The following is a 16,724-nucleotide window of genomic DNA, read 5'->3' on the forward strand; positions in this document are numbered from 1 at the left end:
ACCCAGGTCATCGGCGGTGAGTCTCCTGTGCGCGCATACGGAATGCGCACTTCGCGTTCTGTGGGGGGACGTCTTGGAAGTACCTGAAGTTCTTGAAATACCGGTACCGGCGGAGGTGCCCGAAGCGCCCCGTCCGCGCCGGCGCGGACGCACCGCACTCCTCATCGCCGCGGCCGCCGCCCTCGGCACGGTCGCCGGCACCTGCACGGGTTTCCTCATCCAGGCGGACCGTGAGCCGACCAGGCTGCCGTCGCTTTCCCAGCCCGCCGTCAAGCAGGCCGAGGGCGAGGTCGAGCCGTTGTCCGCGGCGCAGGACCGGCGGGTGAAGACGGACGGCGATCTGCGCAAGCTGCTGCTGAAGAAGCCGGATGGGGCGAAGGAGGCCGGCGCCTGGCTGGGCGACAACGACGGCTGGATGGACCTGGCCGCTTACGCCGACGTCTTCGAGAAGCCCGGCCGTGCCTTCGGCAACCTCGTCGACGAGGAATTCCGCCGTGCGGCCGTCACCGGCTGGGAGACAGGCAACCTCTCGGTGTCGATCCGGCTGATCCAGTACCGGCAGGAGGAGGCCGTCGAGGCCCGCGATGCTGCGCTGGACGGCCAGTACTGGGCGGACTCCAAGGACTCCACGGAGAGCTGGGTCGTTCCGGGGACCGAGGACGGGATGGCATACGTCCACAAGGAGCCCAAGACCGAGCCCGGCTACCTCCCGCTCTACAGCGCGGAGGCGCACGCCTGGCGCGGTGACATCGCTGTGGAGGTCTGGGTCTACGACACCAAGCCGATCACCAAGAAGAAGATCATGGACCTGGTCGAGCGGCAGATGGGGCGGCTGTGACGGAGAACCATAACGAGCCGATCGGCGAGGTCGAGGTCGTCGAGTCAGCGGTACCCGAGCCTGCCGTTCCCGCCAAGAAGCCCGTCCGCCGTGGTCGTATCGCCGCGATCGCCGGGTCCGTGCTGCTGACCGGTGCCGTCGTGGCCGGCGTCGGCTACACCGTCGTGACCGTGGACGGCGCCGATCGTGATGCCGGTGCCCCGGTCTGGAAGTTCCCGAAGGCCAAGGCAGACGCGGAGAATGCGGTCGCTGCCAAGGGGCTGGCCGGTGCGCTCGTGCCGTACATCGACGGCTGGCAGCGCGGCCCGGATCTGGCCGAGTTCGGCTCCGACGTGGAGCTCGGTGCCGCCCAGGCGACCGCCCTGCGCAAGGAGTCGCTGCGCGGCCTGCCCCGGACCGAGCGCAGAGAGCTGGAGAAGCTGATCGACAAGCAGTCCATCGAGGGCACGGCCATGCGCAGCTACGTCAAGGAAGCCGGCAGCGCCTTCTTCACCGACACCCCCCTCTCCGTCAGCATCGTGCTGTCCCGGATGAAAAGCCAGTCGGTGGTCCGGAACGTCTCCACGTCCCAGAACGAGTTCCTCGACAGCCTGGACATCATCCGCAAGGGCCCGAAGATCAAGGGCTACAAGGACGCCGAGTGCTTCCTTCCGCCCAAGGACACCGACGAGGACCTCGACTCGATGTACTGCTCCGCCTACCGGGGCGACGTCCTGATCACTCTCACCGCGGACGGGGACAAGCCGTTCGACACCAAGGGTGTCGCTGAGCTTCTGAAGGACCAGCTCGACCGCATCGCGGAGCCTGGGGAGGCGGTATGACCGAGCAGACCGAGCAGCAGTACCTCGTGACAACGCCCGTGCCCGAGGCGCTCCCGGAGCCCGTGGTCCCGGCCCCGAAGGACCGTCGCGTCCTCCGGGCCGTCCTGCGCTGGACCGCCGCCGTCGTGGTCTTCGCCGTGGCCGGTGCGGGGACGGCGTACGGCATCACCCGCATGGAGCGGACGGACGTACCCGGACTCGCGACCGAGTCGGACGGACGCTGGGAGTACCCGCAGATCGTCAAGCCGCCGCTGCCGTCCGGCCGTCCGGGCCCCTTCTCCGAGGAGAACACGGCCGGCTCGCACTACGCCGACCTGCGGGAGCTCCTGCTGCCCGCGCCTGAGGGCGCGAAGGCCGACAAGGCACTCGAGGGGAAGGCCGGCTGGCTGACGACGAAGGACTTCCTCACGGAGTACACGGAGGACGACCGCGAGGAGTTCGGGCAGACGCTCACCGACAGCGGACTGCGGCACATCGCGGCCCGTGGCTGGACCACGGACGGCACGCACACCCGGATCTACCTGCTGCAGTTCGACACCGCGGCGGCCACGGACTACCTCTTCGACGAGGACCTCGCCCCGGCCAACAGCCCCTCTCACGCCTTGCGCGGCGCCGAGGCGTCCGTCTTCGACGAGAAGTTCCCGGAGAAGTCCCGGCTGGAAGAGATCCGGCGCTCTGTCTACGTCGAGCTGGAGCCCTACGGCCCCGAGCAGACCCGCCAGGCGTATCTCGCCGCAGGGGACGTCCTCGCTGTGATCGTCCAGTCACGCAAGGGCGCTGCGAAGGCCGTGCCCTTCCAGCAGACGGTGACGCTGCAGAGCCAGCTGCTCGGCTGAGGCCCACCTCGCGGAGAAGGCCGGGCCCCGGCCGACTAAGCTGGGGCCCGGCCTGTGTACCGCCCACCCTCGCTCACCGTAGGAGCACCACGTGCTTGAGGTTGTCTTCGAAATCCTGCTCGCCATGGTCTGCGTCGGCGTCCTCGCCTTCGCCGGGCTGACAGCGAAGAAGCTGTACCAGGGCCAGCGCTGACCCATACCTAGGAACCGCCTCTCATGATCGAGATCCCGTCCGACCTCCACAAGGAGCTCGTCCCGCTCGCCTTCCTGCTCGGCAACTGGGCCGGCGCGGGCGTGCACGACTTCCCCGGCTCCGAGAAGTGCAACTTCGGGCAGGAGGTCACCTTCTCGCACGACGGCCGGGACTTCCTGGAGTACCAGTCCCACACCTGGGTCCTGGACAACGACGGGAACAAGGTCCGTCCGCTGGAGTCCGAGCACGGCTTCTGGCGCGTCGACGCCGACCGCAAGGTCGAGATCACGATGGTCCGTGACGACGGCGTCGTGGAGATCTGGTACGGCGAGCTGGCCAAGCAGAAGCCGCAGATCGACCTGGTCACGGACGCGGTGGCGCGTACGGCGGCCTCGGGCCCGTACACCGGCGGCAAGCGTCTGTACGGCTACGTCAAGAGCGACCTCATGTGGGTCGGCGAGAAGCAGACCCCCGAGGTCGAACTGCGCCCCTACATGTCCGCGCACCTGAAGAAGGTCGTCACCCCGGAGGACGTCGAGCGCTGGGCCAAGGCTCTCCCCGACGACATGCCGGACGACGGCATCGCCTTCTTCAAGTAGGCCTAGACTCGTCGGTGTGGTGAGCACCGACTGGAAGAGTGATCTGCGGCAGCGCGGTTACCGGCTGACCCCGCAACGGCAGCTTGTGCTCGAAGCCGTGGACACCCTCGAACACGCGACCCCCGACGACATCCTCACGGAAGTGAAGAAGACGGCGTCGGGGGTCAACATTTCCACGGTCTACCGGACCCTGGAGCTCCTGGAGGAGCTCGGTCTGGTCAGCCATGCCCATCTGGGGCACGGGGCGCCGACGTACCATCTCGCGGACCGTCACCACCACATCCACCTGGTCTGCCGCGACTGCCAGAACGTCATCGAGGCGGATATCGCGGTGGCGGCGGAGTTCACCGCGAAGCTGCGTTCGACCTTCGGGTTCGAGACGGACATGAAGCACTTCGCGATCTTCGGCCGGTGCAAGGACTGTTCTCTGAAGGCTTCAACTACCGAGTCGTAGGCTTAGGCGTATGAAGAGCCCTCTGCTGTCCCTGCCCGGCGCCGTCCCCGCCGAGGGCGTGGACGAAGGTGTCGCCGCCCACTACGGCGACCTGTTCCGCGAACAGCGCGCCCTCGCCGAGGGCACCGGATTCGTCGACCTCTCCCACCGCGGTGTCCTCACCGTCACCGGCGAGGACCGGCTGAGCTGGCTGCATCTGCTGCTCACGCAACACGTCTCCGAGCTGCCCGTGGGCCAGGCCACCGAGGCGCTGATCCTGTCCGCCAACGGCCACATCGAGCATGCGCTGTACCTGGTGGACGACGGTGCGACGGTCTGGATCCATGTGGAACCCGACACCCAGGAGGCGCTGCTCGCCTACCTGGAGTCGATGAAGTTCTTCTACCGGGTCGAGACCGCCGACCGCACGGCCGACATCGCGGTCGTCCATCTGCCGGCCGGTTCGATCGCGCCGGTGCCGGAGGGTGTCGTCGTCCGCGAGACGGCGTACGGCCGTGATCTGTTCCTCCCGCGCGCGGACCTGGAGTCGTACGCCGAGCAGGCGGGCCCGGCAGCGGGTCTCCTGGCCTACGAGGCGCTGCGCGTCGAGCAGCACCGCCCTCGCCTCGGCTTCGAGACCGACCACCGCACCATCCCGCACGAGTTGGGCTGGATCGGCACGGCGGTGCATCTGCAGAAGGGCTGCTACCGAGGCCAGGAGACGGTCGCCCGTGTCCACAACCTGGGCAAGCCCCCGCGCCGCCTCGTCTTCCTCCACCTCGACGGCAGCGAGGTCCACCTGCCACCGGCCGGCACCCAGATCCACCTCGCGGACGACGGCCCCGACGGCCGCAAGATCGGCTTCATCACGACGTCCGTACGCCACCACGAACTCGGCCCAGTCGCCCTCGCCCTGGTGAAGCGGAACGTGCCGGTGGACGCGCACCTGGTGGCGGACACGACGGCGGCGGCACAGGAGGTCGTGGTCGAGCCCTGAGGGGCTGCGGGCCTAGATCTCCAAGAGCACCTAGATCTCCACGAGCACGGTGAAGGGGCCGTCGTTCGTCAGCGACACCCGCATCTGCGCGCCGAACCGTCCCGTAGCCACCGTCGCGCCCAGGGCGCGGAGCTGGGACACGACCTCGTCGACGAGCGGCTCGGCGATGTCGCCGGGGGCGGCGGCGTTCCAGGTGGGGCGGCGGCCCTTCCTCGCGTCCCCGTACAGGGTGAACTGGCTGATCACGAGGAGCGGGGCGTCGACGTCGCTGCAGGACTTCTCGTCGTGCAGCATGCGGATCGACCAGAGTTTGCGGGCGAGTTGGGCGGCCTTCTCCTTGGTGTCCTCGTGGGTGACCCCCACGAGGACACAGAGTCCCTCGCCGACGATCTCCCCGACGGTCTCGCCCTCGACGACGACGCTCGCGCCGTCGACTCTCTGAACCACTGCACGCATGGGACCATCATGCCGCCCGGGCCGCAGTGACCTTTCCTCGGGTTTCTTTTTGATCGATAACCCCCCATCTGGGGCCGATCGGGGGCACTCGGTCACATAGCGGCCACTTGGGGTGGCACGATGCTCATACACGCCCGGTCGAGGGGACGGTTGAGGCACATGAGCACACCGAGCATCGGACAGCCGCCCGGGGCTGTTGTCCGGCCGCCCGCGCAGCGTACGGAGGAGCCGTGGCTGTCCGCGGACCCGTCCGAACACGACCTCGCCCCGCTGAGCCTGCCCGAGCTGCGCACCCTGCGCCGGGACGCCCAGCGCGACGAGGCGGACCTGAGCTATGTACGGCGGCTGCTGCAGGGCCGTATCGACATCCTGCGCGCGGAGTTGGCACGCCGCTCGCCGGCGGGGGAGGGCTCGGTGGTGGAGCGCCTCTCCGAGATCCTCGCGGACGCCCCGGCCCGCCACCGCTCCTCGGCCCGCCATGTGACGCTGGGCACGCCCCACAGCGAGGAGTACCGCCGCCTCGCCGCCGAGATGCTCGCCGAGGTCGAACTCTCCGACCTCCGGGCCCGCACCGACCTCGAACTCAACGCCGCGATGGCCCGCCTCGTCCGCTACGAACAGCAGGTCTCCCGCCGCCGCCAGCGCTTGCAACGCACGGCGGACGACTCCAGCGCGGAGATCGCCCGACGCTACCGGGAAGGCGAGGCGCAGGTGGAGGACCTGTTGATGTGAGGAGGGGGCGGTCCCTGGTGCGCGGCGTCCCGCTCGACGACCATGAGCGGATGCTGCTTCCTGGAAGAGCAGGCCGGAGGCACTGTGTGCGCGGATGCCCCACCCGGGAAAGAAGCAGCGCATCAGAGGACTGTCCGGCAGAGCGCCGACCGACTTCAGGGTCTCCGTGACCCGTGCCGCCTCCCAGATCGCGACCTCGTCGCCCACGAGGGCCGGCGAGCTTGGCTTTCTGTTTTCAGTGCCACGGCGCGCGTCTGTGGGGACCGTCCGTCCCCGACGAACTCGACAGCATTCACGGCTTCGACGCCGACAGCATGGGAGCGCGCGGGCTTCTCGCACGATTCCGAGCGGCCGGGTAGGGCGGGGGGCCGGTCGGGAGCGGGAAAATCGTGGCGACAGCTCATCGTCGTCGACCTAACGTGGCTCCATGACCCGCCCGTATCCCGACATCGACATCCGTCCGATCGACGAGGACGAGATCCCCGACTGGATCCGTGCCCTGAACACCGGTTTTCTGCGCAGTCCCGGCGTCACCGAGGACGAGATCGCGGACCGGAGCAGCTATATCGAACCGTCCCGGACGCTGGGTGCCTTCGACGGTGGGCGGTGTGTGGGGACGTTCCGGTCGTTCGAGCAGCAGCTCACGGCTGTCGGCGGCGCGGAGGTTCCCGCGGATGCCATCACGAACGTCAGCGTGACGGCCACCCACCGCCGACGCGGCATCCTGACGCGCATGATGGCCGCGGACCTTGGCGCGGCGAAGGAGCGCGGAGACGTCGTCGCCACGCTGATCGCCGCCGAGTACCCGATCTACGGCCGCTACGGCTTCGGTCCCGCCACCTGGATGACCGAGTGGACGGTGGACGTGCCGCGCGCAGGGCTGGACGCCCGCTGGTCGGGGCCCGAGGACGGCGGCCGTATCGATCTCGTGGACCGGGAGGACGTCCGCAAGCTCGGCCCGGAGCTGCATGAGCGCGTGCGCCGCGGCCAACCCGGTGCGGTCAGTCGTACGCGGCGATGGTGGGAGATCGAGACCGGGGCCGTGCACCTGGACCGTGCCCCCTGGGTCGAGCCGTTCTTCGCCGTGTACCGCTCGGCCACCGGCGAGGTCGAGGGAATGGCGGCCTACAAGTGCGACGACCAGTGGGAGGACAAGCAGCCCGCCGAGACGGCCAAGGTGAAGTGGCTGATCGCCACGACCGCGGCCGCCGAGCGCGCCCTGTGGCTCCATCTCTGCTCGATCGACTGGGTCACGAAGGTGCGCAGCGGCTGGCGCGGGCCCGACGACCTGCTGCCCTTCTACCTGCCTGATCCGCGGGCCGCGCGCACCACCATGCACGCGGACTGGCTGTGGGTGCGGATCCTGGACGTCGTACGGGCTCTGGAGGCGCGTACGTACAACAGGGCGGGGGCGTTGGTCCTGGAGGTCGTCGACGCGGCCGGTCTGGCCGGTGGGCGCTATCGGCTGGAGGTGGCGGAGGACGGCCGGGCGTCCTGTACGGCGACCACGCAGAACGCCGAACTCACCCTGGACGTCGCCGACTTGGCCACCCTGTGGCTCGGCGACGAGTCCGCCGTACGGCTCGCCGCGCTCGGCCGGGTCCAGGAAGACCGAGCGGGCGCCGGCCGAATGGCCGACGCCCTGCTGCATACGTCCGGGCGGCCTTGGTGCCCGGACATGTTCTGACGTCTCCCTCCTGCCGGCCGCCTCCCGCCGGTGGCAGGGGCTCGGGACTGAACCGATCCGTAGCTGTAGCTGTGTAGCTCTTTAGTTGTGGCTGAGCGGAAGCGGTGTTCAGTTGTCGATGTGGAGTTGTGGCTGTGCTGACCGACCGGGCTCCCGGCTCCCCTCCGGAAGGGAGCCCGACCGGCCGACTGCGCGGACTTGGGCGGTCCGGTCAGCCGGACTGGGCGAGCAGCATCACGAGGATCGCCGCACCGATACCGCCGACCATGGTGTTCTTTGCCTTGATGCCGACGGTGAGAAGGACGAAGGCGATGATGCCCATCGGCCCCCACTTCCACTGGATGAGCTGCTCGAATCCGATGGCGAGGGCGGCGATGGCGATGGCGAGCGGCATGACGATCCCCCCAGTTGCGGTACTACCTGTCGAGGTCTGAAGCGGCTTGGTGGCACCAACCCTTTGGAAGTTTGACCATGTTGTGCAAGTTGGCTACCAACTTCACTGTACTTATCTCCGCTTGGATGCGTCTCATAACCACCTTCCTCCGAACTGCCCAAAGATGGCGGGAAGTTGTAGTGTTTGGTTGTGGACCCGAAACACGCCTCCGTCAATGGACGGGAGAGGTCACAGCGGTCACACACATCACATCGTGACGTGGCCGACGAGCTGCGTTCCCGGATCCGGTCCGGTGAGCTGCGGCCGGGTCAGCGCATGCCCACCCAGGCCAGGCTGGCCGACGAGTTCGGAGTGGAGCGCGGGGCGGTACGACAGGCCCTGCGCATCCTGCAGTCCGAGCAGCTGCTCACCAACGTGTCCAAGGGCAGCCCCGCGACCGTCGCCCCCGACCTCGGCAGGGCGCTGACCGGCCCCGGAGCCCCGCCGCAGCCCACGATGGTGGCCCTCGCCCCACGGATAGCCGCCGCCTTCGCGACCCCGCACGTCGAGATCGACGCGCTCTGTCTGACCTCGGTCTCCTTCAACCTCGCCCTCGGCGAACCCCTGCGCCAGATTCACGCCGGGCAGCTGAAACCGGCCAAGATCGACGTCCGCGTCCTGCTGCCGAGCCGGGACATCGACCTCGCCTTCCCGGCCCCGGTCGACGCCTCGGTGGACGGCCGGCTGCAGCGCCACTGGCTGGCCCACCGCAACGCCCAGGGTCATGTGCTCCGCCACAACCTGCTGGCCCTGCGCTCCACGCACGGCATCGACGTCCGGGTCACCTTCCGCGCGCTGCCCTTCACCCCGCCGGTGAAGCTGTACCTGCTCAACAACACCGAGGCCCTGTTCGCCTACTACACCCTCAGCCAGCGCGAGGAGCAGATCGACCACGAGTTCCTTCAGATGTACGACGCCGAGGGCACCCAGTCGATGCTGTTCGCCTTCGACCAGGGCGCCGGCCTGCGGGACACCACCTTCGTCGAGCAGTCCCACCTGTGGTTCAACGCACTGTGGGAGACGATCAGTTCGGAGCTGACGCTCACGAGCTGAAGGTCTCCCACAGTGGCGGATCCGGGCGGCGCCTGTCCGTCATAGGGCGGGCCCCGCGACCAGCAGGGCGAGCACGACGGCGCCGATGGAGCTCAGCGCCGGGCTCTTGGCCCTGACGCCGATGGTGAGCAGCAGCAGGCCGACGATGCCGGTGGCGCCGTACTTCCACTGGACGGTCTGCTCGATGCCGGTGACGAGGAGGGCGGAGAGGAGGTAGAGAGCTGGCACGGTGTTCCCCCTTCGGGCGTGAGGCGGGCATCCGGGGCGGTCGGATGTGCGGGGGGGTTGGATGTGCTGGGATTCGGATGTGCGGGGGTTGGGCGACAAGGAGGCAAAACTTCCGCCAACTTGGCGAAGTTGGCAACCATCTCAGTAATAGTTGTCCCCACTTGGCCCGTAGTCCGAAACAACTTCCAAACAACTCCCCATAGATGGATCGGAGTTGTAGCGTTTGGTCGTGACCCAGGAGAACGTTGCAGTGAACGGCAGCAGAAGGCTTTCGCCCCAGGAGATCGCCGACATCCTGCGGGAACGTATTCGCGCGGGCGACCTCAAGACGGGGGATCGCCTGCCCACCCAGGCCGAGTTGGCAGAGGAGTTCGGCGTCGAACGCGGTGCCGTCCGCCAGGCCCTGCGCGCCCTCCAGGAGGACGGGCTGCTCAGCAACGTGAGCAAGGGGAGCCCGCCGAGGATCGCGGAGCCGGCGCCGGTCCGGGGGGCGCCGCAGCCGACGATGGTGGGGCTGGCGCCGCGGCTGTCGGAGGCGTTCACGGCGAAGCACGTGCGCGTGGACGTCGTGAGTCACACCTCCGAGACCCTGATGCTGGCCCTCGGCGACTCACTCCGCCGGATCCACGAGGGCAGGATCCACCCCGAGTCGATCAACTTCCGCGTCCTGCTGCCGTCCCGGGACATCAACCTCGCCTTCCCGGTACTGATCGACCGCGACGTCGAGGAGGACCCGGTCCACCAGCGGTGGCTGGAGATGCGCAACGCCCAGGCGCACGTCCTCAAGTACAACCTCAACGCCGTCCGCTCCACCCACGGCATCGACGTCCGGATCACCTTCCGCGCGCTGCCCTTCACCCCGCCGGTGAAGATGTACCTGCTCAACGAGGAAGAAGTGCTGCTCGGCTACTACATGCTGGAGAAGCGCGAGGAGGAGTACGAGAGCCAGACCCTGGAGATGTACGACGCCCTCGGCTCCCAGTCCGTCCTCTTCTCCTTCGTGAAGGCGGCGAGCCAGCGGGACGGGGCGTTCGTGGAGGAATCCCAGAAGTGGTTCGACGCCCTCTGGGAAACCATCACGACGGACCTGACACTCTCCTAGTGACTTCTGATACGACGCAGACTGAAGCGGTGACAGCAGAACTCGAGGAACTCCGCGAACTGATCACCCGCGCCCGAGTCGTCCTGTGGGACTTCGACGGTCCGATCTGCCGCCTGTTCGCCGGGCACACGGCGGACGGGGTGGCGAGGGGGCTGGTCGAGTGGCTGGAGAGCCGAGGCCTGCACGGCCTGGTGACGGAGGACGAACGGGAGTCCCTCGACCCTCATGTCGTCCTGCGCGCCGTGGACGGCCGGCACCCCGGCAGTGACCTGGTCGCGGAACTGGAGGAGCGGCTCACCCAGGAGGAACTGCGCGCCGCGGCCTCGGCGATGCCGACGGCGTACGCGGACGTCCTGATCCGCACTTGGACTGCGGTCGGCTCCCGCCTGGCGATAGCGACGAACAACTCCCCCAGGGTCGTCCGCAGATACCTTTCGTCCCGGGGCCTGATCTCCTGCTTCACCCCCCACATCTACGGCCGCACCGAGGACCTCCACCGTCTCAAGCCCGACCCGCACTGCCTCAACCGCGCCCTGAACGCGATGGGCGCGGCTCCCTCGTCCGCCCTGATGATCGGCGACAGCGACACCGACTACGAGGCTGCTCGGAGCGCGGGCGTGCCGTTCCTCGGCTACGCGCGTAACGCGCGCAAGGAGAAGGTGTTGCGGGAGGCTGGTGCTTCGGTGGTGGTGAGTTCACTGGAGGTGGTCAGGGCCGTGGTTCTGGAACAGGCCTGAGGCGTAGGCCAGAGGGGTACGGTCACGTCGTGATGGGGGAACGCGGCGACGGGAGCGGTACCGAGTTCGAGCGTGTCCTGGAGGCGCTGCGGACCCGGATAGCCGTCGGTACCTACGCAGTCGGCTCCCAGATCCCGCCGCAGCGTCAACTCGCGGAAGAATTCGGGGTGTCGCGCGACACGGTGCAGCGGGTCATGCGCGAACTGAACAGCGAGGGCTGGATCAAATCCCGGCAGGGCAGAGGATCGCGTGTCGTGAAGAGTCCGACCCATGTGGGACTGCCGCCCAAGCTGGAGACGCCCCGGGTGCGTGCGGCTCTCGGCACGTTCATCGAGCGGGCCTTCGCTCAGTCGATCGTGCAACTGGACGTGTTCACCCTGACCTCTGAGTCTCTGGACGCCCATATCCGGCTCCAGGCCGAGAGCATCCGACTTGGCGAGATCCATCCCGAGCACATCAAGCTCCGCATGCTGCTGCCCTCGGAGTCGCTCGATCTTCCCTACCCCCGAGCCAAGAAGCCGGAGGGGGAGGAGGAACCGCAGCGGCAACCAGGCCAACCGGACCGGTTGCAGGAGCGGCTCCGCGCGATCACCCGTCGGCACACCACGTCGATGCGCATCGCGTTGCTCGACCTGAAGGCCGAGGGGCTGGTCGGGGACATCGACGTGCAGGTGCGGCATGTGCCGCTGACTCCGACGTTCAAGCTCTATCTGCGCCCCGGCGTCGAGGCGCTGTTCGGGCCGTACGAAGTGGTGGAGCGCACCATTCTGCTGGACGACCTCACGGAGGTCGAAGCCCGGGACGTGCTCGGCCTCGGCTCGACGCTGACCCGGCACGTCAATGACGAGGGCGACCCAGATGCCCCGGGATCCGTGTTCATCGAGAGCATGCAGGCGTGGTTCGACTCCTGCTGGAATGTCCTCGCGGAGCGTTCCTAGGCCTGCGTCATCAGCAGGACGAAGATCACGGCGCCGACGGACAGGCATGCCGTGTTGCGTGCCTTGAGGCCCACCGCGAGGAGGAAGAGGCACAGGACGCCGAGCGCTCCGTACCTCGACTGGAACAGTTGGTCCAGGCCCACGAGCAAGGCTGCGGACAGCAGTTGAACGACGACCATGACTACCCCCATCTGCCACTTTCCGGGAAGCGATCAACTCTCGTTCCAATTGGACTGGTTGACGTAATCTGGTTCTGCCCGTGTCCCTTGATCCCTTAACTCGTGGTCAAGTTGGAATGCCAATTGGACTGAAAGTGGTTTGCTTGGGGAGGGGGAGCGGTACGGTCGATGTGTGAGTGAGAGCGGCACAGGTGACGGTGGCAGGGAGTTCGAGCGCGTCGGGGATGCGCTGCGGGCTCGCATGGCTGACGGGATCTATCCCCTCAAGTCATTTCTGCCGCCGCAGCGCGAGCTCGCCCAGGAGTTCGGTGTCTCGCGCGACACTGTGCAGCGGGTGCTCAAGGAGCTCAGTAGTGAGGGTTGGATCGAAACCCGCCAGGGGAGTGGGTCCCGGGTTATCAGGCGGCAGGACATACAGTCCTCCACGGCTAAGCCGGGCAAACTGACGCTAGGGCCCCTCATTGGTGAGGCGTTCTCTCGGCCTGAAGTCAGCCTGGATGTCTATACATTGACTTCGGAATCGCTGGACGCGCACATCCGCCTCCAAGCCGAGCGGATCCGCATGGGCGAGATCAGTCCTCAGAGCATCACCCTGCGGATGCTGCTGCCCTCGGAGTCGCTGGCGCTTCCCTATCCCAGGGTCCTGGCCGACAAGGATGATGGGCGACTGCGAGAGCGTCGGCTCGCCCTCACGCGGAGGCATAGCGGCTCATTGCGGACGGTGCTGAACGAGCTCCGGGTCGAGCAGTTGGTTCCGTCCGTCGAGACGCATATCCGTCATGCGCCGCTGACCCCGACATGCAAGCTCTACCTGCTCAACGGTGTCGAGGCATTGCATGCGCCGTACGAGGTCATCAAGCGCACCGTCGTCCTCGAGAACGGCGAGGAGATTCCCGCCCTGGACGCCCTCGGAGTCGGCGCCACTCTGACGCACCATGTGAAGGATGCCGACCTCGACTCGGCTGGCTCTGTCTTCGTGAGCCGCATGCAGGCGTGGTTCGACTCGATCTGGGACAACCTTGCCGAGGAAGCAGCCCCACCCCGCACGGAAGAGCCTTGACGAGTCCGATAGCATCCCCACACCGCCTGAGCAACCGCTCTGTTTTGCGCGTATGGGAGAAGGCGAACACGTCAATCTCAGACACCTTGGCCAAGAAAAGTTGCAAACCACTCTTTGTGGCGATTCGAGCCGAACTCCGGTCGTGCTTGTTACAACCGACACCTAGTGTTTGTGCTTGCCGTACCTTCCCCAGTCCCCTGCGTGAGTCACACCCGGAGCGGCCAGTGGGCGCAGTATCTCCTCCCGGTTCCCACCCCGGGGAGCGCGCCAGATCCGCCGATGTCGAGGCGTTCGTCGAGCGTGCCACGCGGCAGGGTGTAGCGAGCAGAGGTCACCACAACCAGAACTACGTGCTGCCCCTGACAGCGGACGTGGCCAGGCTGGCCCGCCGCAAGACCGGCACATTGGTGACTGTACGTATTCGGCGCGCCGAGGCGTTGCCCGTGGTGATCAGGACATGGCCTGACGAGGCGGAGATCCTCAACGCCATCAAGACCGTTCTGCCGCATGTCCCGGACTGCCTCGTCAAGGCCGACGGGTTCGCCATCCACTCCTATGTGGAGGGTGTGCCACTCTCCCGCGTGTGCGACAACGGCAAGCCCGTCGACACGATACTCATCAAGGCGATGGCTGACCTGCTCGCCAGGATGACCCAGGTGGGCAGAGACGCGTTGCCGCCCCTGCCGGATGTCTGGCCCGGCGACGACTGGGACAGCCAGGGATTTCTGCGGACGCTGGTGTTGATGACCGACCAGCAGGTTCGTCAGCCCAATTGGGCTGCTTTCGGCGGGCTGTTCAAGGCACTCGGTATCCCGGAGGAGGCCATGAAGCAGTTGGCCGATCGGGTTCCCGTCATGTCCCGGCGACCGTTCGGTCTTCTCCACACCGACCTACACCGCGACAACCTGGTCATGTCGTACGGCGGCGACCCGCCCCTCATCTGCGTCGACTGGGAACTGGCGACCTACGGGGATCCCTTGCACGACCTCGCGACGCATATCGAGCGCATGCAGTACCCGGTTCATCAGCGGGGCGAGGTGATCGAGGCCTGGGCGGCCGCCATGCAGCAGGTCCGTCCGGCGGCCGTCCGGGGCCTGACCAGGGATCTGCCGCACTACATTGCCTTCGAGCGGGCGCAGTCCGTCTACCCCGACGTGATGCGGGCCGTGCAGTCCCTGCCGGACTCGCCCGACCAGAAAGGGCTGGACGCGGCGAAGAGCGCGGTGCGCCGGGCGCTGGAGGCGGCGGCCGAACCGCTCAGACTCGCTGTCATCCCGAGTGATCAGAGGATCGAGCGGATTCTCCTCCGGTGGCTCGCGGGCCGAAAGGGCGGCCTCGGACTGTCCGTCAAGGACGGCAACTGGAGCCCCGATCCGCGTTTCCCGGAACACCCTGACTTTCCCCGCTCGGCGGTGCGTCATGCGCTGCTGGCGGAGGGCGCGGTCCCGGCCAGTCGGGTCTTCAAGGGCACAGGGCACGTAAGCTCGGTGGTCCCGGTGCCGACTGTCGACTTTCCCGTCGTCGTACGGCGCAAGAGGGCCGATGTCTGCCGGCGTGAGCGGGGATTCCTCAGCGAGCACGCTGTCCTGCGGGTCATCGAGACATCGAAGGTCCCGGTGGCGGCGCCGAAGATCCTCGCTCTGGGTACGAGCTACCGGGGGGGAAGTTTCGGCATCCACACCTACGAAGGGCCGCGCGAGCACGACCGGCTTCCCGACCATCCGGTGCACGGTCTGCTGCCGCACGAGGCGGACGGTCTCGTGGACCAGCTCTGCGCGTTGACGAGGATCGACCACAGGGAGTTGGACCCGGTCGCCGGCGAGGGCAGCTTCTACACCTGGCTGAGCGACCAACTCGTCGCTCTGGTTAAAGAGTTGCCGAAAGAGTCGCAACAGCTGGCACGACGTATCGGGTTGCCCGACGATCAGCGGCTCAAAGGCATCCTGGCCCGGCACAAGGTGAACGACCGCAGAGCCGCCCTCCTGCACGGGGACCTGAACCCGTGGAACCTCGTCCGCCGTGGCGATGCACTCGCCTTGACTATCATCGACTGGGAACTGGCCGTCATCGGCGATCCGCTCTACGACCTGGTCCGGCACATGCATCTCACCCCGACGCGGCGGGAGATCCGCGATCGTATGTTCCGCCGCTGGGAGAAGCGGCTGGACCACGGTTATACGGCAGGCTGGAAGCGGGACTGGCGTGTCTATCGCTGGTTCGAGACCGTGCGCTCGGCTTATGTGGACCTCGACCGCCTGGTGACGGGTGCGAGCCTGGACGTGCCCAACGTCCGCCGCGCCGTGGACTCCTACGCGATGACACTGGCGGCAGCGAAGGGATCTCTCGGCCTGCCGATCCGTTCCGCTGCGAACCCCTATCTTGCCCGCGCTCTGGCCTGAGAGGAGCATGGTCGAGCCGAAATCCGCCTTGTTCAAAGCTGTGTGACGGTCCGTCGGAGTTCGGCGAGATCAAAGGGGGGCGCGTGTCTGAGCGGAAGAGCGGAGGGTCCGCCGACCGTGGTGTGGGCGAGCACTGGAGGCGTCTTCAGGCCCGTTACGAACCGATCGTCATCCGCGTCCTGCTGATGACGATCTTCGTCACCGGTCTGACCGCGCAGTTCGTGCGCCCGGTCGGCGACGCCCTGGAGGACAAGGCGTTCCTCGGTGGCGCTCTGCTCAGCCTGGTCGGCTATGTCCTGTATGACACGCTCAAGGATCTGGCCCTGACGCTCCGGCTGCCGCGACGGGTCCAGGTCGAGTCGCGGGAACTGGGAACCTTCGTGACCGAGGCGTTCCGTTCCCGGGAAGTGGAGATCCACTTCCTCGGTTACACCGGCGAGACACTCTGCAACGAACTCTTCTACCGCCTTGAGGGACTCCTCGAAGACCCCGGCCCGACCCGGCATGTGTCGGTCAGGGTTCTGATACCGGACTTCGGGCAGCCGATGACCGTGCCGTCGCGCGTGGGCGAGGACGGGGTGCCGGTGGACGACCCAGGTTTTCGCAGGTGCCTGGAAGAGAAGTGCAAGGACTACGACGAGACCCTGTCAGGACTCGAGGACCGCCTCAACGCCCTGGGCAGGGTGAGCGCGGAGTGCGAGTACCGGGTCTACCCGGGCATCCCCAGGGAGAAGGTCTGCATCTTCAACCGGGAACAGGTGCTCCACGGCCTCTACAACGTCTCGGCCCGCAGCATGCTCCGCAGCGGCGGACCCGAGTTCTACGACCCCAAGGGCTACCGCACCGACCTCAGCGTCTGGTCCCGGGGTGCGGGTGACGACGCCCGGGCCATCGTCGCCACGTGGAGCAAGCACCTGGACGACCTGTGGAACCTCTCGCTACAGCCGAGCTGGCGACGAGGGCCGGCACCTGTCCCGGCTCCGGCACCGGCACAGTGACCGAG

Annotated in this window: 19 protein-coding genes; 15 read left to right on the forward strand and 4 right to left on the reverse strand. The window is 67.4% G+C overall.

Features of this window, described 5'->3' with window-relative positions; genetic code table 11:
* Nucleotides 1-115 precede the first annotated feature (115 nt).
* The 6 genes from ACIOHP_RS10360 (at nucleotide 116) to ACIOHP_RS10385 (ending at nucleotide 4,717) form a co-directional block, all read left to right on the forward strand.
* Nucleotides 116-838, forward strand: coding sequence for a hypothetical protein (locus tag ACIOHP_RS10360; protein ID WP_401885418.1), 723 nt, complete (start codon nucleotides 116-118; stop codon nucleotides 836-838).
* Complete coding sequence (locus tag ACIOHP_RS10365) at nucleotides 835-1,659, forward strand: hypothetical protein (protein ID WP_401885421.1); 825 nt, start codon at nucleotides 835-837, stop codon at nucleotides 1,657-1,659. Before ACIOHP_RS10360 ends, ACIOHP_RS10365 begins: the two co-directional genes overlap by 4 nt.
* Nucleotides 1,656-2,495 (forward strand): hypothetical protein, encoded by an 840-nt coding sequence (locus tag ACIOHP_RS10370; protein ID WP_401885423.1) that lies wholly within the window; start codon nucleotides 1,656-1,658, stop codon nucleotides 2,493-2,495. The genes ACIOHP_RS10365 and ACIOHP_RS10370 overlap by 4 nt, the downstream gene beginning before the upstream one ends.
* A gap of 216 nt (nucleotides 2,496-2,711) precedes the next feature.
* The gene (locus tag ACIOHP_RS10375) at nucleotides 2,712-3,287 is read left to right on the forward strand and encodes an FABP family protein (RefSeq protein ID WP_046258733.1); all 576 of its coding nucleotides are present in this window, start codon (nucleotides 2,712-2,714) and stop codon (nucleotides 3,285-3,287) included.
* 16 nt (nucleotides 3,288-3,303) lie between these two features.
* The gene (locus tag ACIOHP_RS10380; protein WP_046258734.1) at nucleotides 3,304-3,741 is read left to right on the forward strand and encodes a Fur family transcriptional regulator; all 438 of its coding nucleotides are present in this window, start codon (nucleotides 3,304-3,306) and stop codon (nucleotides 3,739-3,741) included.
* Nucleotides 3,742-3,751: 10 nt separating this feature from the next.
* Nucleotides 3,752-4,717, forward strand: coding sequence for a folate-binding protein (locus ACIOHP_RS10385; RefSeq protein WP_361484680.1), 966 nt, complete (start codon nucleotides 3,752-3,754; stop codon nucleotides 4,715-4,717).
* Nucleotides 4,718-4,747: 30 nt separating this feature from the next.
* On the opposite strand, the gene dtd is transcribed toward ACIOHP_RS10385, so the two are convergent.
* Nucleotides 4,748-5,173, reverse strand: coding sequence for a D-aminoacyl-tRNA deacylase (gene dtd / locus ACIOHP_RS10390; RefSeq protein WP_401885427.1), 426 nt, complete (start codon nucleotides 5,171-5,173; stop codon nucleotides 4,748-4,750).
* A 159-nt stretch (nucleotides 5,174-5,332) separates the two neighbouring features.
* Here dtd and ACIOHP_RS10395 point away from each other — a divergent pair, with 159 nt between their 5' ends.
* Nucleotides 5,333-5,905, forward strand: a complete 573-nt coding sequence (locus ACIOHP_RS10395; protein WP_351687886.1) for an aerial mycelium formation protein — start codon at nucleotides 5,333-5,335, stop codon at nucleotides 5,903-5,905.
* Between the two features lie 427 nt (nucleotides 5,906-6,332).
* Nucleotides 6,333-7,592 carry a GNAT family N-acetyltransferase gene (locus tag ACIOHP_RS10400; RefSeq protein WP_401885431.1) on the forward strand — a complete coding sequence of 420 codons (1,260 nt, stop codon included), beginning with the start codon at nucleotides 6,333-6,335 and terminating at the stop codon, nucleotides 7,590-7,592.
* A gap of 211 nt (nucleotides 7,593-7,803) precedes the next feature.
* On the opposite strand, the gene ACIOHP_RS10405 is transcribed toward ACIOHP_RS10400, so the two are convergent.
* Entirely contained in the window at nucleotides 7,804-7,986 is a 183-nt protein-coding gene (locus ACIOHP_RS10405; protein WP_307028972.1) for a hypothetical protein, read from the reverse strand.
* A 183-nt stretch (nucleotides 7,987-8,169) separates the two neighbouring features.
* On the opposite strand from ACIOHP_RS10405, the gene ACIOHP_RS10410 reads away from it, so the two are divergent.
* On the forward strand, nucleotides 8,170-9,078 hold the full coding sequence (locus ACIOHP_RS10410; RefSeq protein WP_401885435.1) for a winged helix-turn-helix domain-containing protein: 909 nt from the start codon (nucleotides 8,170-8,172) through the stop codon (nucleotides 9,076-9,078).
* Nucleotides 9,079-9,117: 39 nt separating this feature from the next.
* Here ACIOHP_RS10410 and ACIOHP_RS10415 read toward each other — a convergent pair whose 3' ends face one another.
* Nucleotides 9,118-9,306, reverse strand: coding sequence for a hypothetical protein (locus ACIOHP_RS10415; RefSeq protein ID WP_046258741.1), 189 nt, complete (start codon nucleotides 9,304-9,306; stop codon nucleotides 9,118-9,120).
* 223 nt (nucleotides 9,307-9,529) lie between these two features.
* Between ACIOHP_RS10415 and ACIOHP_RS10420 the strand changes: the two genes are divergently transcribed.
* Genes ACIOHP_RS10420 through ACIOHP_RS10430 form a run of 3 tightly spaced genes read left to right on the forward strand, consistent with a single transcriptional unit; the run spans nucleotide 9,530 to nucleotide 12,083 of the window.
* Nucleotides 9,530-10,408: a winged helix-turn-helix domain-containing protein gene (locus ACIOHP_RS10420; protein WP_361553481.1), complete on the forward strand. Its 879-nt coding sequence runs from the start codon at nucleotides 9,530-9,532 to the stop codon at nucleotides 10,406-10,408.
* The gene (locus ACIOHP_RS10425) at nucleotides 10,408-11,145 is read left to right on the forward strand and encodes an HAD family hydrolase (protein WP_401885439.1); all 738 of its coding nucleotides are present in this window, start codon (nucleotides 10,408-10,410) and stop codon (nucleotides 11,143-11,145) included. The genes ACIOHP_RS10420 and ACIOHP_RS10425 overlap by 1 nt, the downstream gene beginning before the upstream one ends.
* A 32-nt stretch (nucleotides 11,146-11,177) precedes the next feature.
* Nucleotides 11,178-12,083 carry a GntR family transcriptional regulator gene (locus ACIOHP_RS10430; RefSeq protein ID WP_401886393.1) on the forward strand — a complete coding sequence of 302 codons (906 nt, stop codon included), beginning with the start codon at nucleotides 11,178-11,180 and terminating at the stop codon, nucleotides 12,081-12,083.
* On the opposite strand, the gene ACIOHP_RS10435 is transcribed toward ACIOHP_RS10430, so the two are convergent.
* Nucleotides 12,080-12,262 (reverse strand): hypothetical protein, encoded by a 183-nt coding sequence (locus tag ACIOHP_RS10435; RefSeq protein ID WP_401885442.1) that lies wholly within the window; start codon nucleotides 12,260-12,262, stop codon nucleotides 12,080-12,082. The genes ACIOHP_RS10430 and ACIOHP_RS10435 overlap by 4 nt on opposite strands.
* 172 nt (nucleotides 12,263-12,434) lie before the next feature.
* Here ACIOHP_RS10435 and ACIOHP_RS10440 point away from each other — a divergent pair, with 172 nt between their 5' ends.
* The 3 genes from ACIOHP_RS10440 (at nucleotide 12,435) to ACIOHP_RS10450 (ending at nucleotide 16,719) form a co-directional block, all read left to right on the forward strand.
* Entirely contained in the window at nucleotides 12,435-13,322 is an 888-nt protein-coding gene (locus tag ACIOHP_RS10440; protein ID WP_401885445.1) for a GntR family transcriptional regulator, read from the forward strand.
* Nucleotides 13,323-13,546: 224 nt separating this feature from the next.
* Nucleotides 13,547-15,721: an aminoglycoside phosphotransferase family protein gene (locus ACIOHP_RS10445; protein WP_401886396.1), complete on the forward strand. Its 2,175-nt coding sequence runs from the start codon at nucleotides 13,547-13,549 to the stop codon at nucleotides 15,719-15,721.
* Nucleotides 15,722-15,804: 83 nt separating this feature from the next.
* Nucleotides 15,805-16,719: a hypothetical protein gene (locus ACIOHP_RS10450; RefSeq protein ID WP_401885449.1), complete on the forward strand. Its 915-nt coding sequence runs from the start codon at nucleotides 15,805-15,807 to the stop codon at nucleotides 16,717-16,719.
* Nucleotides 16,720-16,724 lie beyond the last annotated feature (5 nt).

This window comes from Streptomyces sp. NPDC087859 (genome assembly GCF_044742595.1).
In the GTDB taxonomy this organism is placed as follows: Bacteria; Actinomycetota; Actinomycetes; order Streptomycetales; family Streptomycetaceae; genus Streptomyces; species Streptomyces canus_F.

Coding starts and splice junctions, on each gene's coding strand:
- ACIOHP_RS10370 (WP_401885423.1), top strand. CDS start 1,656: ATGACCGAGCAGACCGAGCAGCAGTACCTCGTGACAACGCCCGTGCCC.
- ACIOHP_RS10375 (WP_046258733.1), top strand. CDS start 2,712: ATGATCGAGATCCCGTCCGACCTCCACAAGGAGCTCGTCCCGCTCGCC.
- ACIOHP_RS10385 (WP_361484680.1), top strand. CDS start 3,752: ATGAAGAGCCCTCTGCTGTCCCTGCCCGGCGCCGTCCCCGCCGAGGGC.
- dtd (WP_401885427.1), bottom strand. CDS start 5,173: ATGCGTGCAGTGGTTCAGAGAGTCGACGGCGCGAGCGTCGTCGTCGAG.
- ACIOHP_RS10395 (WP_351687886.1), top strand. CDS start 5,333: ATGAGCACACCGAGCATCGGACAGCCGCCCGGGGCTGTTGTCCGGCCG.
- ACIOHP_RS10400 (WP_401885431.1), top strand. CDS start 6,333: ATGACCCGCCCGTATCCCGACATCGACATCCGTCCGATCGACGAGGAC.
- ACIOHP_RS10405 (WP_307028972.1), bottom strand. CDS start 7,986: ATGCCGCTCGCCATCGCCATCGCCGCCCTCGCCATCGGATTCGAGCAG.
- ACIOHP_RS10430 (WP_401886393.1), top strand. CDS start 11,178: ATGGGGGAACGCGGCGACGGGAGCGGTACCGAGTTCGAGCGTGTCCTG.
- ACIOHP_RS10435 (WP_401885442.1), bottom strand. CDS start 12,262: ATGGTCGTCGTTCAACTGCTGTCCGCAGCCTTGCTCGTGGGCCTGGAC.